This is a genomic window from Maribacter litopenaei, assembly GCF_025244665.1.
GTDB lineage: Bacteria > Bacteroidota > Bacteroidia > Flavobacteriales > Flavobacteriaceae > Maribacter > Maribacter litopenaei.
Map to the genome: position 1 here is coordinate 3,723,887 of NZ_CP104205.1, position 17,424 is coordinate 3,741,310.

Genomic DNA, 17,424 nt, shown 5'->3' on the forward strand with positions numbered 1-17,424 from the left:
TGACGGAAATTATGTGTATGCCGTCGTTGCCGATGGCGTAACTCCTACTTCAGGTGATTTCGCAATTACAAACCCTGTAACAATCAGCTCACCAGGTGATTATGATGTGTATGTTAGGGATAACAATGGGAATGCCGGATATTGTGAAGCTAGTTTTGATATTACTGTTCTACAGGATACTCCAATGGGCATTTCTGTATCCAACACTCCCATTCTTTGTAGTGGCGACAACCAAGCAACGATTACCATTACCGCGAGTGGCGGGGAAGCCCCTTATACTTACAGTATTGATAATGGAACTACCTATCAAATATCCAATACATTCAATAATCTTGGTGCAGGTAATTATAATATTAGGGTAAGAGATGCCAATAATTGTGAAGCAAATCAAACTTACTCAATAACAGAGCCGTTCACATTGTCTGCCTCTGCCGCTGTTACCCAGTTGGTTGAGTGTAACCCAAGCGATGGTGCAGAGGTCAGAATTACCAACGCACAGGGAGGTACAGCACCCTATACCTATAGCTTTGATGGAGGATTGACCTACGGTGCAAATGCCATAGGATATTTATTGGCAGGAACCCATACGCTTTATATACAAGATGCGAACGGCTGTACCTATCCAATGACCGTTACTATTGAGCAGGCTCCAACACCTCCAAACGTTACGTTGACCCCAACGGTTGATTATTCTTGTGACGGAACAGGAATTGTGACGATAAGTCCAGATGATGCCAGTTTAGATTACACATATAGTATTAATGGAACGCCAAATACTCCAGCAGACTCTAATGTATTCACCAATGTACCTATAGGAACACATACCATTTCTGTAGATTACATAAGCAATGCTGCTCCAACACCAAGTACATTATTATTGGAAAGCTTTGGGACAGGTGTAAATACTAGTATCACCCAAATAGATCCTGCCTATTGTTATGAGCCTCAAGATGGAACAGTGAGAGCTTGTGACCCAGGAGTTCCAAATCGTATTAATGATGGAGAATACTCGGTTACCCAAGTTATATCATCACCCTTTGGAACTTGGTTAAGTCCCAATGACCACTCAGGAGACATAAATGGAAGATTTCCGGCCATTAACGTAGGTGGAGTAGCGGGTGTTGGAGGTATTATTTACGCCAAAAGAGGGATTGAAGTGATACCAAATCGGGATATCTCTGTTTCCCTATGGGCATTTAATTTATTAAGATCTGGAACTTCGGCGGTGACCCGACCATCGAAATCCAATTAGTGGATGGTATAGGCAATATTATCGCAAGTACAGCAACGGGCAATGTGCCAAAAAATAATAATGCCAATGACTGGCATAACTATTCCGTAACCCTGAATCCTGGAGCGAACACAAATTTGGATATCGTAATTAGGATCAATTCCGCGGTAGTCAACGGAAATGACATTGCTATTGACGACATTGAGGCCTATCAGCTACGAGAACAATGTTCTCAAACTGTAACCATTGATGTTACCGTACAGGATGGAAATGCGTTTGAAGCTTCTGTTGTAAACGCTACCGATGCCCTTTGTAATGGTGATAGTACAGGAACTATAACCTTTGATGTGGATAACTTTGGAGCCGGAGGTTTTGAGTATAGCTTGGATAACTTTACAACTATATTGGGAAGCTCCACAACATCCCCACAGACTATTTCCGGTCTTTCGGCAGGAAATTATACTGTTTATGTAAGGGATGTGGATAACCCAATTGCAGGTTGTACGGTTACTTTAAATCAATCCATCAACGAACCTACCCCTGTTGTAGCTTCAGCAAGTATTACCGAACAATTTTTATGTACCAATACAGGTGCTACGATTACAGCAAGTGCGACCGGTGGAACACCAACCTATGAATACCAGTTAGAGGATGATTTGGGCGGTATCATTACTGCCTATCAGAGTAGCGCTACATTTACCGGAGTTGCTGCAGGTGATTATATTGTTAGGGCTAGGGATACGAATGGTTGTATAGACACTATAGACGTACCCATAACGGTAGTTGCTCCTGTTACACCCGCATTTACGGTGACACCAACGGCCTGTTATACCGGAAACAATGATGGGAGCATCCAAGTAGATGTAACCGATGGAAATGGATTGTACCAGTTTAGCATTAATGGTGATCCTTGGTTAACACCTTCGCCAAATACGGCTACCACCTATACTTTTGGCAATTTAGGAAACGGAACCTATACTGTTGATGTAAGGGACTCTTATGGATGTACAGCAGCACAACAGAGTGTTACATTGGATCCATTGCTAACGGCGGTTGTGGAGGTTACGCATGTTAGTAGTTGTGCTGACGGAAGTATATCAGTAACGGCCACTGGTGGAGATGGTAATTATGCATATGCATTTATACCTACAACTACGAGCCCTACAGGTTTATTTGGCCCTTCAAATACCTTCACGGTAACAGCAGTTGATGCTGGTACATATGACGTCTATGTAAGGGACAATGCTGGCGGAACCCCGTTCTGCGAGTATATGGAAACGGTAACTGTAAATCCGGCTGTTCCACTCGCATTTACGGCAACGCCAACAGACCCTTTATGTCACGATGGTGTTGGAACAATCGAGGTAAACGTTACCTCCGGTGATAACCCATATACTCTTGAAATTATCGATTTGGACAATGGTGGGGCATCAAACAGAACATTAAACAACATTTTAAACCCAACGACTACTTTCTATAATTTGGCTCCGGGGAACTATACGATCAATGTTACCGATGCTAACGGTTGTATAGTTACACAGACGCCAATTACCATTAACAATCCAGATGAGTTGACTGCGGATATTACAGCGATATTGCCATCTGCTTGTTCAAGTATTGACCCAAATGATTATGGTTTCCAGTTTATAAATTACCCTACTACTTTAGGAACTATCGAGTTTAGTGCCGATGGCGGAGCTACTTGGGTTGCGGACAATAGTGTTCCCGGAACCTCTGATATTATCACGGGCTATCTTTCAGGTGAAAATGTCTATCCTTCGATGAGGACAGTGGACGGCCTAGGAAATACTATTTGTCAGATAGATCTTCCTAGATATACCATACCATATCCGCTGGATGATTTGGATATAACGGTTACTACAGTAGTAGTCAATTGTAACGAGTTACAGGTTACCGTTCAGGGAACTGAAGGTGTAGCTCCTTACGAATATGCCTTTACGGACGATCCGGCTAATTTTAACCCAGCCACTACAACTTGGAATCCTGGGGGCTCGGTAGATAATATGGGAACACCTGTAACTGCTGGACACGGGATGTATCAATGGACGGGTTTGATTCCCGGTAGAACCTATGTATTCTACGTTAGGGATGCAAGTGGGTGTATCAGGCAGAGTAATGTAAATGTTAATGACATCACCACAAATCCATTAGAAATCGATGCTACTTATGAGCCAACTTGTTCAGGGGCAAATGATGGTACCATTACATATACGATTACGGACACTGATGGTAATATAGAGCCTAATATGCATTGGGAATTCTATGATATTACAGGTGCTTTGATTCAATCTAGTGGAGGAAATGTTCCTTTTAACAATACAATTATTGTAAGTGGTATCGCTCCGGGTGAATACTACATCGTAGTTACCGAAGTTACTGCCGGTGGAGTAGACAATTGTATCTCAGGAAGTGAAAACTTGATAATTGATGAGCTAGATCCTATAACTGCTACATTGAACAAACTGAGCGACATATCTTGTAATGCTCCAGGCCTTATTGCCATTGAAAATATCCAAGGCGGGGGTGGACAATACACGTATACCGTGACCGATCCAGCTCCTTTCGTGACGATTACAGGCACTCCGGATAACCCAGTAGAGATTCCCGTGAATTCTGTCGCAGGCCCCTATAATGTGGTTATTACGGATCAATATGGGTGTTCAACGGATTTAGGAACAATTGTTCCTGATCTATCTCCAAATCCAACTATTGATTCTATGGTTGTAGACAATTGTGCGTCTCCAACCTCATTGACCATAAACGCGAGCAGTACGGCGGCTCAAATATTGTACTCTATTGATGGGGGGACTACCTATGTGGATAATGGGGGTGTATTTAACAATTTGGCCCCTGGTTCCTATAATGTGGCCATTATAGACAGCAATGGTTGTACAGATACAGATGTTATTGATATACATCCTGTTCCGGAAGCGAATGTAAGCTTGACGAAATTATTGGATTGCTCTGCCTCTCCGGATGCTGAAATTACTATCGATGTGAATTTTGGCTCAGGTAATTACGATTATGAGATTACCAATGGCCTAGGAAGTGTAGTCGCTAGAACCTCTTTACCTAGCAATCCTTACGTGTTTAGTACTACAGTACCGGAAGACTATACCATAACCATTTATGACAATGGAACTTCTGCTCCTGAGTGTAATAGAATTTTCACGGTAACGGTTCCTCCGGCGGTATTGCCAGTTCTATCTATTGCTTCATATACGGACGTGACCTGTAATGGTGCCGATGACGGAACTATTAGGGTATCTGCAACAGATGGCGGAATCTCTCCATATACTTTTGAGATTATATCCGATCCAGGAAGTAGTGCCTCTTTCCCAATAGCACCTACTTCAAGTACGGCCACTACGGCCACTTTCGAAGGCTTAGAGGGTCTTGTGGCACCTGGTATTACATATACCATTAGGGCAACAGCCGCAAATGGATGTACATCAGACATTACACAAGTTATTGAAGAACCGTAAATAATAGCCAATGTAAATGTGACAGTTGTTGACTTTGCTTGTACGGTTGGAAACAATGAAAACAATGCAACGATTACAATTGATACAGGCAGCATTACCGGTGGTTCAGGAAACTATGTTAGGTATGAATTTATCGAAGAGGATAATCCGAATACCATCCCGGTAGAGTCTCCGGTTGTAGTACAGTCCGGCACAAATCCAGTGTATACGGAAACGGATTTTGCCGGAGGCAGCTATACTATCAATGTATATGACAGTAATGGATGTATAGGTTCCACAACGGCCATCATCGCTCCGTTTGATGAATTGATATCTGCTTCGGTCAACATCACCAATACCGTTACCTGTAACCCAGGAAATGATGGAGAATTGACAATGAGCGTGGTATCTACTTTGGGTGACCCATCAAGGTTTGAATATAGTATCGATAATGGAGGAACCTATCAAGCTTCCAATGTTTTTGGAGGTCCGGCAGCAGGCCCATACACCATTTTGGCTAGGCATATCGATACAGGGTGTATTATCTCAGCATCGGAAACTTTACTGGAACCAAATACCATTACGATCAATGTTTCTAAAACAAGCGACGTAGTTTGTTATGGAACTGCTACAGGCGCGGTAAATTTCGAATTGGTAGATGCTACGTATCCTGGTGGATTTACTTGGACTATTTATGATACGAATGGAACCTTGTCAAACACAGCCGACGATATTTCTGTAGCAACAGGCAATGAGGCCACGAATGGCCCAACTGCGGACATCAATTTACCGGCTGGAAGCTACTATGTGTCCATTTCTCAGGATAACAACCCATTCTGCGTCAATACGGAGGCGTTTACCATTGCAGGGCCAAACGCCGATATTACCGCAGGAATAGAAACTTCTGACATTACTTGTGTTCCAGGTAATGACGGTACTATAGAAATAACCAATACCGCTGGTGGTTGGGGAGGTTATACATACTATATTGGTATCGCTGCTCCAAGTGCCCCTTCTGATTATACCGCCGCTCCATTTTTAGGAGGTCTTTCCGCGGGAACATATCAAGCATGGGTTATGGACTCTCAAGGTTGTGAAAGGTTAATAGATAACAATATTGTATTGGTCGATCCAACACCTATCAATGCTAGTCTGCAAGTTAATCAAGAGAACTGTACCAATTTGGAAGGAGAAATAGAAGTTGTGGGCGTAACAGGGGGTCAAGGCTCCAATTACACTTACCAACTAATTCTGAACGGATCTAATTTCCGCTCTCCGCAAAATACACCTGTATTCTCAGGACTAGGAGCCGGAAGCTATGAAGTAGAGATCACAGATCAGTGGGGATGTTCGTTTATCACGCCAGCCGAATTGTTGTACGAAGAAATGAATTTGACAACAACTGTTGCCAAACCAATCGATTGTACATTAAGTCCGGGTGGTGAAATTACGGTTAATGTAACGGGAAGCTCTACTAACCTTGAGTTTGTGATGACCACACCGTCCGGCGCTATAGTTACCCAATCCACTGGGGTTTTCGTGAACCTAAATGAAATTGGCACCTATGGTTTCGTTGTAAGGGATTTGGATACTACAAACCCTGTGTGTGAAAAAACTATTTCACAAGAATTGTTTGCACCAATTACACCGGTCTTATTGGATGCAACCATCATTAATGTAAGTTGTAATGGAGGTAGCGATGGTAGTTTAAGGGCAATACTGGATCCCGCGACGGATGGAAATCCTGATTATCAATATGAATTGATAGGAATAAGCGCTGGAGCTCCTAGTAGACCTTTACAGAGCAATCCATTGTTCGACAATCTTCCTGCAGGTGATTATCAGGTGAGGGTCGTATCAGGTCTTGGTTGTGAAGACATAAAATCTGAAACCATAACTGAACCGGAAGAATTGCTAATTACTGCTACTGCTACTACGTTCGATTGTGCTCCTGATAATAGCATCAATACGGCTGTGGTTACCGTAACCGTAGAGGATGGTGCAGCTACACCCGGGGTTCTTTCGGGCACAGGACCATACTTATACAGTTTGGATGGTATTACTTACCAGTCAGCAAACACGTTTAACGTGGCAGATAACGGTGCTGTTCAGAATGTAACCGTCTTTGTTAGGGATGACAATGGATGTGCCGCTACAGACACCGTTATCATCCAACCTATAAATAGGTTTACAGCCTCCGTATCAACAGATGTAGACATTACATGTACTAACTACGAAACGGTGACCATTACCGTTTCGGACAATGGCCTAGCCCATAATTATACCTATGAGTTATTACCAATTGGCAACACCAATGCAGTCCAAACAGGTTCTACGGCTACAACGGCTACTTTTGATCTTTTGACAACAGGGTCCTACACGTTTAGGGTCACAGATGTTGACACGGGATGTTATTATGATACCCCGGCCTATAATGTAGAACCATATGATTTCATTAGGGCTACTGCAACAGCGGTGACTCCTGTAACCTGCTTTGGCGATACTAACGGTGAATTGCAAATAAACATAACCGGGTATACAGGTAACTATAATTATCAAGTGTTCGATGCCGCAGGTAACCCAGTAGGCGGAGTGGTAAGTACGGATACTTCCGTAAACCCAAGACTTGTTGGTGGGCTATCTGGTGGCAATTATTATGTGACCATCACCGAAACAGAGGTTCCTTTCTGTTCTGAAGACACCAATATAGTGACGATCGTTTCTCCGGATAGAGATCTAACGGCTGCTGTGGACATACTATCCCAGCCAACATGTACAAATGACATGGGAGCAATACGTGTTGTGCCGGACGGCGGATATGCACCTTATAATATTGTCATGACCAATGGAACGGATACCTACTCAGCAAATGGGGTGTACGCTAATGTATTTAGTGGACTTGCTGCCGGAACCTATGACATCACGGTAACCGATAGTCAAGGTTGTGAACGTGTTTACTCGGAGACCTTGGATCCAGCTATACCTATTCAGGCCGATGCGACGCCTTTGGTTACCGACCTAGCTTGTTATGGGGATATGGGTGCTACGGTAACTGCAAATATTATAGTTGCAGGAGGAAGCGGTTCTTATGAATATCAATTAAATAGATATGATGCTACGGGAACTACCATTGTTTCCACTACAGCATCTCAATTAAGCCCAGATTTTAATGATCTTGGTGCTGGAATTTACAGTATTACAGTTACGGATGGTTGGAACTGTGATGTAACTACCAATACCGTTGAGATTAGGGAGCCGAAGTGATTCGTGCACAATTGATCCGAACCGATCCTTTGACCTGTGCGACCGGAGTAGAGTTTGAGCTTACGGCTACAGGAGGTAGTGGTACCTATGAGTATAGTTTGGATGGTGTTACGTATATGCCAATGACTAGTAATCCAATGGGATTACCGGCAACCGGTACACTTGGAGCCGGCACCTATCAGTACTATGTTAGGGATGCCGTTAATGGCTGTGAGGCGGTTCAGTCAAATGCCATTACCGAAGACATGATTGACCCATTAACATTATTGGTAGATCAATCTGCTGCATATATCAATTGTACGGGAGAAAGTACTGCCATTATCTACGCTGAAGCCTTTGGAGGACTTGGTAACTATCAGTTTGAGTTGTATACAACTGCTTCTTTGGATATTGCTTCTCGAATTGCAGGGCCAACTTCCGTTGGAGAGTTCAGAGACCTTCCTGCTGGTACCTATTATGTATCAGTAACCAGTGAGGATTGTACTACGTTACCGGAAGAGGTTATTATTACAGAGCCTGCTCCATTGACTTATACTGATGAAGTGATAAATGTTACTTGTGAAGGAGAAGGAAATGGTAGTATTACAGTAACACTTTCCTGGTGGCTCGGAGGATATCAATATGCGATTTCTCCCAACCTGAACCAATTCGATACCGTAAATACGTTTACGGATCTAGAACCAGGTGATTACATCGTAATCGCTCAAGACCAAAATGGATGTTTCGAATATCCGGAGTATACCATTACGGAACCTTCAATGCTAATGGTAAATGCGACCACAACTCCAGAGATTTGTGTTGATAGTCAAGATGGTACTATTTCCTTGGATATTACAGGAGGTACCGCCCCTTACAGTACAGCGTTGAACTCCAATGATGATGCGGATTTTGTTCAGGATAGAATAGACTTTGTGGATATGGCTGCCGGCAATTATCTAATCTTTGTTAGGGATGCCAATGGTTGCGAAACCAATATAGTAGTAGATATAGAGCCAGGAGTAAATCTTAATGCAACTGTAGAGCCTATTTATGTTTGTACAGATGATGTTCCGGACAATTATGTGAACATTACCTTAGAGGATGAAAGCGTCATAGGTGATGTTATGTATGCATTGGATTCAACAGACCCATCGGCGTTACAGTTAAATCCGGATTTCACAAATATTGCTCCTGGAGACCATTATATTACAATCGCTCATGCGAACGGTTGTATGATTACCTTAGATTTCACAATAGAGAGTTTTGACCCATTGACCTTGGTACTTGAACAGCGAAATCTTAACGAGATTACGGCTGTGGCAGAGGGAGGAAAACCTGAATATACTTATTACTTTGATGGAATCGATAATGGTAACGACAATACGTTCTACATTACTAGAACCGACACCTATGAGGTTAGGGTAGTGGATGAAAACGGTTGTGAGATGATTGCCAGCATCTTCATGGAGTTTATAGATGTGGAAATTCCAAATTTCTTTACGCCTGATGGTGATGGACAAAATGATTTCCGGATTCCGAAGAATATTCAACAGTTCCCGGAGATACTAATAAAGATTTATGATCGTTATGGTAGAGTGGTTTCCGAGACAGGCCCATGATGCCCAGGGCTGGGATGGAAAATACGAAGGGAAGGAATTACCAACAGGAGACTATTGGTACGTAATTCAACTGAACGGAGAAGAGGATAGCCGAGAGTTTGTAGGCCATTTCACCCTTTATAGATAAAACTTAACCTAAAAAACTATGCGTAAGAGACTATTGACCTTAGCCTTTGTAATAAGTACCTTGGCAGTAACGGGTCAAGAGCTTAATTCTCCCCAACTTTCGCAGTATTTGGCTGACAACCCATTTGTATTGGCCCCGACCTATGCAGGTATTGGGAATACGTTAAAATAAGGTTGAATGGATTGGCCCAATGGGTGGGGATAAAGGACGCACCCAGGACCCAGTCCTTGGCAGCGGATATGCGAATAGGTGAAAAGTCTCGGTATCGGAGTATTTTTGTATAATGATTCAAACGGATATACCAAGCAAAGGGGGGCGAGGGTTTCCTTTGCCCACCATTTGACTTTGGACCGTTATGAGGACGAGTTTTTATCCTTTGGTCTTTCATACAATTTCAACCAATTTAATATTGATACGGCCCAGTTTGATCTTCTTGAATTTCCTGATGGGGGAGTCGTTAACAATAGGCAAACTACGAACCACAACTTTGATGTGGGCGTTTTGTACCGATATGATAAGTTCTACTTTGCCGCCAATGCATCAAACCTATTGGACAAGGACCCAAGGAGTCTTACGTTTGATATAGATGAGCCAAATGAGCTTAGGAACTATTATGTCTACACAGGCTATAGATATACAAAAAGCAGGACCAGTAATTTGGAAATAGAACCCTCTGTGCTGTTCAAGATTTTTGAAAGTGATGGAAGATCCGAAACGGATTTAAACGTTAAATTCCGTTGGTACGATTTTGAGGATTACTATTATGCAGGGGCTACCTACAGATTCCTCAATGATCAAATTGGTAATCCGCTTTATGTTGCCCCAATTGTTGGGTTCAAAAAAAGCAACTTTTATTTTGGATACTCCTACCAAATAATTCTTAATGAGATTTTGGGGTACAGTACCGGAACACATGTGGTAACTGTAGGGGTTGACTTGTTCCAAGGTATTAGTAATTGTAGGTGTACCTATTAATGTTCCCGCTCTTTGTTTAAGTTTGCAGTTGTAAAAATTGATAACTGAAAATGGGCACAATACGTGTAGATAACATTCGGGTATATTCGTATCACGGATGTCTTTCCGAGGAGACAAAAATTGGAAGTGACTATTTGGTGAATGTTGAGGTAAAGGCGGATCTCTCCAAGGCCATAGAATCCGATGAATTAAGGGATACCGTAGATTACGTCCATATAAATCGAATCGTGGTGGAGGAAATGGGTATCCCCTCAAAACTATTGGAACATGTGGCCAAAAGAATCGGGAATAGAATTTTAGGAGACTTGTCAATGGTCAAAAAAACAACTATATCCGTTGCCAAAGTAAACCCACCTATAAATGGCGATGTGGAAAAGGTCTTGGTAAAGTTATCCTTTAAAAGGAAAACAGGTTTCAAATCATTGTAGCAGATGGATTAGGCAAAATCTCGCAAGATTACTATGGTTAGCTTCCAGTTGATGCCTCAAATAGAAAATGATTTCAATCCTAAAATCCATGGCTTAAAAGATCATGGATTATTATTTCGAACAAACCTCATTTCTTTTAAAACAAAAGGATTAATTTTTACTAAATTTGCAATCGATTTAAAAAGGGCATCGTGGCCGAGTGGCTAGGCAGAGCTCTGCAAAAGCTTGTACAGCGGTTCGAATCCGCTCGATGCCTCCAAAAACCTTCCGAGAAATGGGAGGTTTTTTAGTTTTGCAGTAGAAACAACAAAAAAATGCTAGGCATAAGATATATAACGATGGTTCTTGCTCCGTCATAATCCTTGGCCACACGCTGTCCCATTAAGAGCATCAATAGGGTTGCACATCCTACAAGGGCTCCCAAAAAAGCGAATGATGTATTGCCGGAACTTAAAATCCCATAAATTCCAAATAGGGATATTATACCCGTAAATACTTCCGGAACAAGGATAATTCCCAATAAAAGGGGGACAGAATTCTTAAAAAGGGTTTTAGCAAAGTGCCCTTTTAACCATCCTATATTACCCTTCCAGTCCGTAATTTTGTCCAATCCGCTTTGTAGAAAGGTAATGGTTAAAAAAAGAAGCAAAATCAGTTACGGCGCGTAATCTCTTAGTACTTCCATGGTTAACTTATTTTAGTTGGTTTTTTATGTAAAAGCCTTGTAAGACGTATGGATAAATCGGTAAAAATAATTTTTGCGTTCCCATTTCTTTCAACATGGTAGATGGCCTCTTCCAATTCTTTGGTGATATCCAAAATGTTATTTTCATGAACAAAGGGGGCAAACTTTTCTAATTGAAATCCGTCCGAATGTATCTTCATGTAGGCGAGTTCATGTACACCATAGTTAATGAGCATGGCCTGGCGCATTACCATTATGCAATAATGAAGAAACTTTTTTTGTGTTTCCCTTCCTGTTTTCGATACTTCTTCGCTCCATAGAATCAATTCATGTATGGCGGCTTTGTTGCCTTTGGCCTTAAAGGCACTACGAACCCATTGCACGAACCATTTCTCGAACACAAGGTCCTCGGAATCCTTGTTCAATAAATCGAGGGCCTTATTGAAATTACCGTTCGCTTCATGGGCAATTTGCATGGCCTCTTGCTGTGAAGCCCCTTTTTTGAGCAGTTCAGTCAAAATTACATCTTCGGCCGAGAGGCGGAAAATGTAAAATTTGACACCTTGAACGTATTGTCTGAAGAATTTGTTCCTCCTCCTGACAAAGCAATAGAAAAACCGTTTTTTCAGGAGGTTCCTCAATCAATTTTAGAAGCTTATTGGATGCAGCAGTATTCAATTTCTCGGCCATCCACACGATCATCACTTTAAAGCCGCCTTCGTAGGACTTTAGAGACAATTTCTTCACAATTTCCTTGGCCTCGTCCACACCAATCCGGCCTTGCTTTTTTTCAATATCGATTAACCGATACCAATCAAATAGATTACCGTACGGTTGTTCGTTCATAAAGTCCCGCCACTCTTTCATGAAATTATCGCTGACTGCATGCTTTTTAGCCTGTTCTGTGTTGGCAACGGGAAAGGCAAAATGCAGGTCGGGATGGGCTAAGGAACGGAACTTTAGGTTGCACGTCATATTTTCCCCTTCATTCTCGCTATTCGTGTTTCCACAAATCAAATACTGGGAATATGCCAGGGCCATAGGTAAGACACCTGAACCTTCCGGGCCTACGAATAATTGTGCATGCGGAATCCTGCCCGCATCGGCACTGGATGTGAGGTGGTTTTTTATATGGGGTAGTCCTAAAACGTCCTTAAAAAGCATGGTTTCAAATATAGTTGTTTTTAGGCCAGTAAAGAATACGCATAAATTGCCATAGGGTGTTTTAACTACATCTTTTAATCTTTACATTTGCCATTCATTTAAAAGCACCATTCCATGAAAGTAATAGACGACTTTAATTTTGAAAACAAAAAGGCTTTGATAAGGGTAGACTTCAATGTTCCTTTGAACGAAAATTTTGAAGTAACCGATGCGAATAGGATCGAGGCGGCTAAACCAACCATTATCAAGGTTTTGGAAGATGGTGGTAGCGCAGTACTAATGAGTCATCCGGGAAGGCCGAGATGGTAAAAGAAATCCTGATTTATCGCTGAAGCATATTTGCGCCAAGGTATCCGAAGTTATCGGTGTTTCTGTAAAATTTGTGGATGATTGTGTTGGTGACAAGGCAGAAAAAGCAGTTTCCGAGTTAAAAAGTGGGGAAGTGCTTTTATTGGAAAATCTAAGATATTATTCGGAGGAGGAAAAGGGAGATGAGGTGTTCTCAGAAAAATTATCAAAGTTAGGAGATATTTATGTGAACGATGCTTTTGGAACTGCTCACAGGGCTCATGCTTCTACCACTATCGTAGCAAAGTTCTTTCCAGGGGCAAAATGCTTTGGATATCTGCTGGCAAAGGAAATAGACGCTATCGAAAAGGTGATGCAAACGGGTGAAAAACCAGTTTTGGCCATTTTAGGGGGTGCTAAGGTTTCTTCAAAAATAACCATTATCGAAAATATCCTAGACAAAGTGGATGATTTGATTATTGGTGGGGGTATGACCTATACCTTTATCAAGGCACAAGGAGGTAGTGTAGGTAATTCTATTTGCGAGGACGATAAAATGGAGTTGGCGTTGGATATCTTAAAGCAAGCAAAGGAAAAAGGTGTTAACGTACATCTTCCAGTGGATGTTTTGGCAGCCGACGATTTCAGTCCAAATGCCAACACTAAAATTACGGATGTTGACAAGATACCCAATGGTTGGCAAGGTTTAGATGCCGATCTCCAAAGTTTGGAAAACTTCAAAAGAGTTATTTTACAGGCAAAAACAATACTTTGGAATGGGCCTGTAGGTGTTTTTGAAATGGAAAAATTCGCTAAAGGAACGATAGCGATAGGCAATTACATTGATGAAGCAACCCAAAACGGTGCATTTTCACTTGTTGGAGGTGGGGATTCTGTTGCCGCTGTCAAGCAATTTGGCTTTGAGGACAAGGTTAGTTATGTCTCCACAGGGGGTGGGGCCATGTTGGAAAGCCTTGAGGGGAAGACCCTACCGGGAATTGCCGCAATAAACGATTAGTCAGGGCGTTATCGATTAACGGAGTTTATCGATGGAATGTACATTTTAAGAAAGAAAATTTTATTCTAAAGGAAAAATGTACGATTTTCGTTGGTCCCGCTAAGAAATTTTACGCTCTATGATCAAGTCACGTATCCGTAGTATTTTTCTTGTTGGTTTTTTTGTGTTACCAATGACTATTTTGGCACAGCAAAAGGATTCAACAACCGTTGTAAAAAAGGAGGAATTATCCTTAAAGCAGGTTGAAAACGATTCTGCTACGTTGCAAGCAGAACAGGTGATTGACCTTTCTGCAGTAGATTCTATTCCGAGATAATGACTTTATACTTGTAAAGTCTAATGAGACTAAAAAGTACGATCTTAGGAATCATGACTTAGCAGCGAAGTATGACAGTCTTTGGATGAACGAGCTCATTGCCAATGCGCCTCTTTTTGATGCCATCTACGAAGACGTAACAACACTGGAGCCAGATTCTACCTATGTTTTGGACTTGAATACGGATACTCTTAAACTTAGGCTGGAAAAATTAAACCGGAAGACCCCTTTCAATGTTGCATATAATCCTTCCCTTGAAAATGTCATCAAATCATTTTTGACAAGAAGAAGGGGACTAATGCAGCGTATGTTAACTGCAAGTCAATTTTACTTTCCTCTTTTTGAGCAGCAAATGGACAATCATAACATCCCTTTAGAGATGAAGTATTTGTCCATCGTTGAATCCGCGTTAAACCCCAAGGCGAGATCTAGGGTTGGAGCCACTGGCTTATGGCAATTTATGTATGGGACTGGTAAAATGTACAAATTGGATGTCACTAGTTATGTGGACGAGCGTAGTGATCCTATTAAGTCAACAGAGGCAGCTTGTAAGTACCTGTCCAAGCTTTATAATATATTCCAGGATTGGGATCCGGCTTTGGCAGCGTACAATTCCGGCCCCGGAAATGTAAATAAGGCCATCAGAAGATCCGGAGGTTATAAAAACTATTGGAACATAAGAAGGAATTTGCCAAGGGAGACGGCTGGATATGTTCCTGCATTTTTGGCCACCATGTATATTTTTGAATATGCCGAAGAACATGGTTTGAAGGGCCAAAAAGTGGAAAGGCCTTACTTTGAAACGGATACCGTTCACGTAAAAAGCCTCATCACATTTGATCAGATTTCTGAATTGGTTGGCATAGGAAAGGAAGAGCTTAAAATTTTAAATCCTTCTTATAAACTTAACGCTATACCCTATGTAGAAGGCAAAAACTATACCTTGAGGCTCCCAGTAAGCTATATGGGCAAATTCGTTGCAAATGAAGAGGCTATATATGCCCATGTGGAAAAGGAACTAAAAAGCAAGGAAAGTCCTTTACCACAATTGGTAAAACAGGCCCAGGAAGACCAAATCCGTTATAGGGTGAGAAGTGGTGACTATCCGGGTAAAATTGCGGAACGATATGGGGTAGGTGTAAGCCAAATTAAAAGATGGAATGGATTACGGAGCAATGATCTTAGAATAGGACAACGATTGACCATATTCCCAAGAAAACAGCCGGTAGCTTCCGTCAAACCAAAGGATACTCCATCTAAGGAGATCATTTCAAGCAATACCAAGGTGCACGAAGTACGCAGTGGAGATTCACTTTGGACGATTTCTAGAAAATATCCTGGAGTTAGTATCGAAAATTTACGAGAATGGAACGGTATTAGTGGTAATAACCTAAAACCGGGCACAAAACTAAAACTGTGCGATTGTTCATCGTAAATTAGATATGTAAAATGAAGAAAATCAGAACACTATTTTTATTGACCTTAGTAATTCTTTCTTCCTGTAAAGAAGGCAAGAAGCAGGATTATTTGCCGGAATCCATAGGCGCCTACAATACACTTACGGTCGTAATAGATAACGACCTTTGGAAAAGTGAAGTAGGTGACAATATTAGAAGGCATTTTGCAGCACCCGCATTAGGTTTATCTTGGGACGAGGCACAGTTCAGTATTACCCAAATTCCACATCAGGTATTTTCAGGTTCGGTCAGGAACACACGGTGCGTGTTGTATGTTATGCAAGACACCTTGGATATAGCACATATGAAGCGAAACATGTATGCAAAACCCCAACTGATAGGTGTTGTTAAAGGCAGAAACCAACAGGAAATCATTGACAATTTAGATCAAAAGGCCCCTGAATTTATTGCCGACTACAAAGAACTTGAATTGCAAGAGGCACAGAATAAGTTTTTAAAATCCTTGAGCAAGGAAAAGGCCTTGCAAGAGAAATTAGGTATTACTCTAAATGTTCCATCCGTTTATAAGGTGGGAAGGGAAGAAGATAATTTTGTTTGGATCGACCGTCAAATCCAAAAGGGAAACATGAATATTATTGCATACAGTGTTCCATGGGATACCTTTAAGAATGACTCTACCTTCGTTCAGGATATAGTTCGTATGCGAGATTCAATTGGCAACCTTTTTATTCCCGGAGAAGATATTCCTGGAAAAAACAATCATATGATTACTGAGAAGGCTTTTTCACCCTACGTGTTTCCAGCCGAGGTGGCCGGTAGAAAGGCCGCAGAAGTAAGGGGAAGATGGGAAATGTCCGATTATCCCATGGCTGTATCCTTTTCTAACTTATATCATAAACGATGAGGCAAATAATAGAAAATTGGTTTTGGAAGGATTCACCTTTGCACCGGCAACCGAAAAACGTGATTACATGTTTGAGTTGGAGGCTATATTAAAAACTGTAAAGTTTAACGAACTGCAGTAATTTAAACTGTCCAAAATAAAAGCGGCCCAAGAATACTCTTGGGCCGCTTTTATTATAATTAATAAAACTAAACTTCTTTAGAGATTGCTAAATGAGAAGCCTGTGGATATTCTAAAAATTAAGGCATAGGCTGCCAAGACTAGAAGAGCAAAGCAAGCCCAAGAGAAAAATTTGAAATAGTTCTCCGAATAAAACTTTTCCAGTTTTTAAAGGCCTCGATATAAATTTCCTTGATAAGTAAAAGATTCCCCATAATCATATTTTTTAGTTATGGTATCAAACTTCTTAAATAGAATGCAGAATGCTAAAAAGATTAGATTAACGGATTAAAAATTCTTTGAAGAAATGGGGTTATTTTAAATAATCTATGAACGGTTCAAAAGCACGACGAAAAGACAATAG

12 protein-coding genes, 1 tRNA gene and 4 pseudogenes are annotated in these 17,424 nt (G+C 41.4%); 13 read left to right on the forward strand and 4 right to left on the reverse strand.

The features are described from left to right. Positions 1-13: 13 nt before the first annotated feature. The 8 genes and pseudogenes from NYZ99_RS20095 (at position 14) to NYZ99_RS20130 (ending at position 11,367) form a co-directional block, all read left to right on the forward strand. The gene (locus NYZ99_RS20095) at positions 14-1,252 is read left to right on the forward strand and encodes a SprB repeat-containing protein (protein WP_260572839.1); all 1,239 of its coding nucleotides are present in this window, start codon (positions 14-16) and stop codon (positions 1,250-1,252) included. Continuing rightward, a complete protein-coding gene (locus tag NYZ99_RS20100) occupies positions 1,252-4,737 on the forward strand; it encodes a hypothetical protein (RefSeq protein ID WP_260572840.1) in 3,486 nt (1,161 codons plus the stop codon). Before NYZ99_RS20095 ends, NYZ99_RS20100 begins: the two co-directional genes overlap by 1 nt. Before the next feature lie 18 nt (positions 4,738-4,755). Then, positions 4,756-7,980: a SprB repeat-containing protein gene (locus tag NYZ99_RS20105; RefSeq protein ID WP_260572841.1), complete on the forward strand. Its 3,225-nt coding sequence runs from the start codon at positions 4,756-4,758 to the stop codon at positions 7,978-7,980. 29 nt (positions 7,981-8,009) lie between these two features. Continuing rightward, entirely contained in the window at positions 8,010-9,578 is a 1,569-nt protein-coding gene (locus tag NYZ99_RS20110; protein ID WP_260572842.1) for a T9SS type B sorting domain-containing protein, read from the forward strand. Continuing rightward, positions 9,547-9,705: a T9SS type B sorting domain-containing protein gene (locus tag NYZ99_RS20115; RefSeq protein ID WP_260572843.1), complete on the forward strand. Its 159-nt coding sequence runs from the start codon at positions 9,547-9,549 to the stop codon at positions 9,703-9,705. The genes NYZ99_RS20110 and NYZ99_RS20115 overlap by 32 nt, the downstream gene beginning before the upstream one ends. Positions 9,706-9,723: 18 nt before the next feature. Beyond that, a pseudogene (locus tag NYZ99_RS20120) lies at positions 9,724-10,680 on the forward strand (PorP/SprF family type IX secretion system membrane protein). Positions 10,681-10,730: 50 nt separating this feature from the next. Continuing rightward, entirely contained in the window at positions 10,731-11,108 is a 378-nt protein-coding gene (gene folB, locus NYZ99_RS20125) for a dihydroneopterin aldolase (RefSeq protein ID WP_260572844.1), read from the forward strand. A 185-nt stretch (positions 11,109-11,293) separates the two neighbouring features. After that, positions 11,294-11,367 (forward strand) — tRNA-Cys (locus NYZ99_RS20130). A 27-nt stretch (positions 11,368-11,394) separates the two neighbouring features. On the opposite strand, the gene NYZ99_RS20135 is transcribed toward NYZ99_RS20130, so the two are convergent. Then, entirely contained in the window at positions 11,395-11,763 is a 369-nt protein-coding gene (locus NYZ99_RS20135; RefSeq protein WP_260575293.1) for a DoxX family protein, read from the reverse strand. Positions 11,764-11,795: 32 nt separating this feature from the next. After that, positions 11,796-12,957 (reverse strand): annotated as a pseudogene (locus NYZ99_RS20140) (DNA polymerase III subunit). A 114-nt stretch (positions 12,958-13,071) separates the two neighbouring features. Between NYZ99_RS20140 and NYZ99_RS20145 the strand changes: the two are divergent. The 5 genes and pseudogenes from NYZ99_RS20145 (at position 13,072) to NYZ99_RS22545 (ending at position 17,022) form a co-directional block, all read left to right on the forward strand. Beyond that, positions 13,072-14,263: pseudogene (locus NYZ99_RS20145) on the forward strand (phosphoglycerate kinase). 118 nt (positions 14,264-14,381) lie between these two features. Next, the gene (locus NYZ99_RS20150) at positions 14,382-14,579 is read left to right on the forward strand and encodes a hypothetical protein (RefSeq protein WP_260572845.1); all 198 of its coding nucleotides are present in this window, start codon (positions 14,382-14,384) and stop codon (positions 14,577-14,579) included. A gap of 58 nt (positions 14,580-14,637) precedes the next feature. Beyond that, positions 14,638-16,014: pseudogene (locus tag NYZ99_RS20155) on the forward strand (lytic transglycosylase domain-containing protein); the annotation flags it as partial. A gap of 14 nt (positions 16,015-16,028) precedes the next feature. Beyond that, positions 16,029-16,901: a DUF4837 family protein gene (locus NYZ99_RS20160; protein ID WP_338039170.1), complete on the forward strand. Its 873-nt coding sequence runs from the start codon at positions 16,029-16,031 to the stop codon at positions 16,899-16,901. Positions 16,902-16,923: 22 nt separating this feature from the next. Beyond that, positions 16,924-17,022: a DUF4837 family protein gene (locus tag NYZ99_RS22545; RefSeq protein WP_338039470.1), complete on the forward strand. Its 99-nt coding sequence runs from the start codon at positions 16,924-16,926 to the stop codon at positions 17,020-17,022. A 77-nt stretch (positions 17,023-17,099) separates the two neighbouring features. Here NYZ99_RS22545 and NYZ99_RS23120 read toward each other — a convergent pair whose 3' ends face one another. Both NYZ99_RS23120 and NYZ99_RS22550 read right to left on the reverse strand, forming a co-directional pair. Then, entirely contained in the window at positions 17,100-17,159 is a 60-nt protein-coding gene (locus NYZ99_RS23120) for a hypothetical protein (protein WP_420845239.1), read from the reverse strand. A gap of 2 nt (positions 17,160-17,161) precedes the next feature. Beyond that, a complete protein-coding gene (locus tag NYZ99_RS22550) occupies positions 17,162-17,281 on the reverse strand; it encodes a DUF6747 family protein (protein WP_338039171.1) in 120 nt (39 codons plus the stop codon). Between the last annotated feature and the right edge of the window lie 143 nt (positions 17,282-17,424).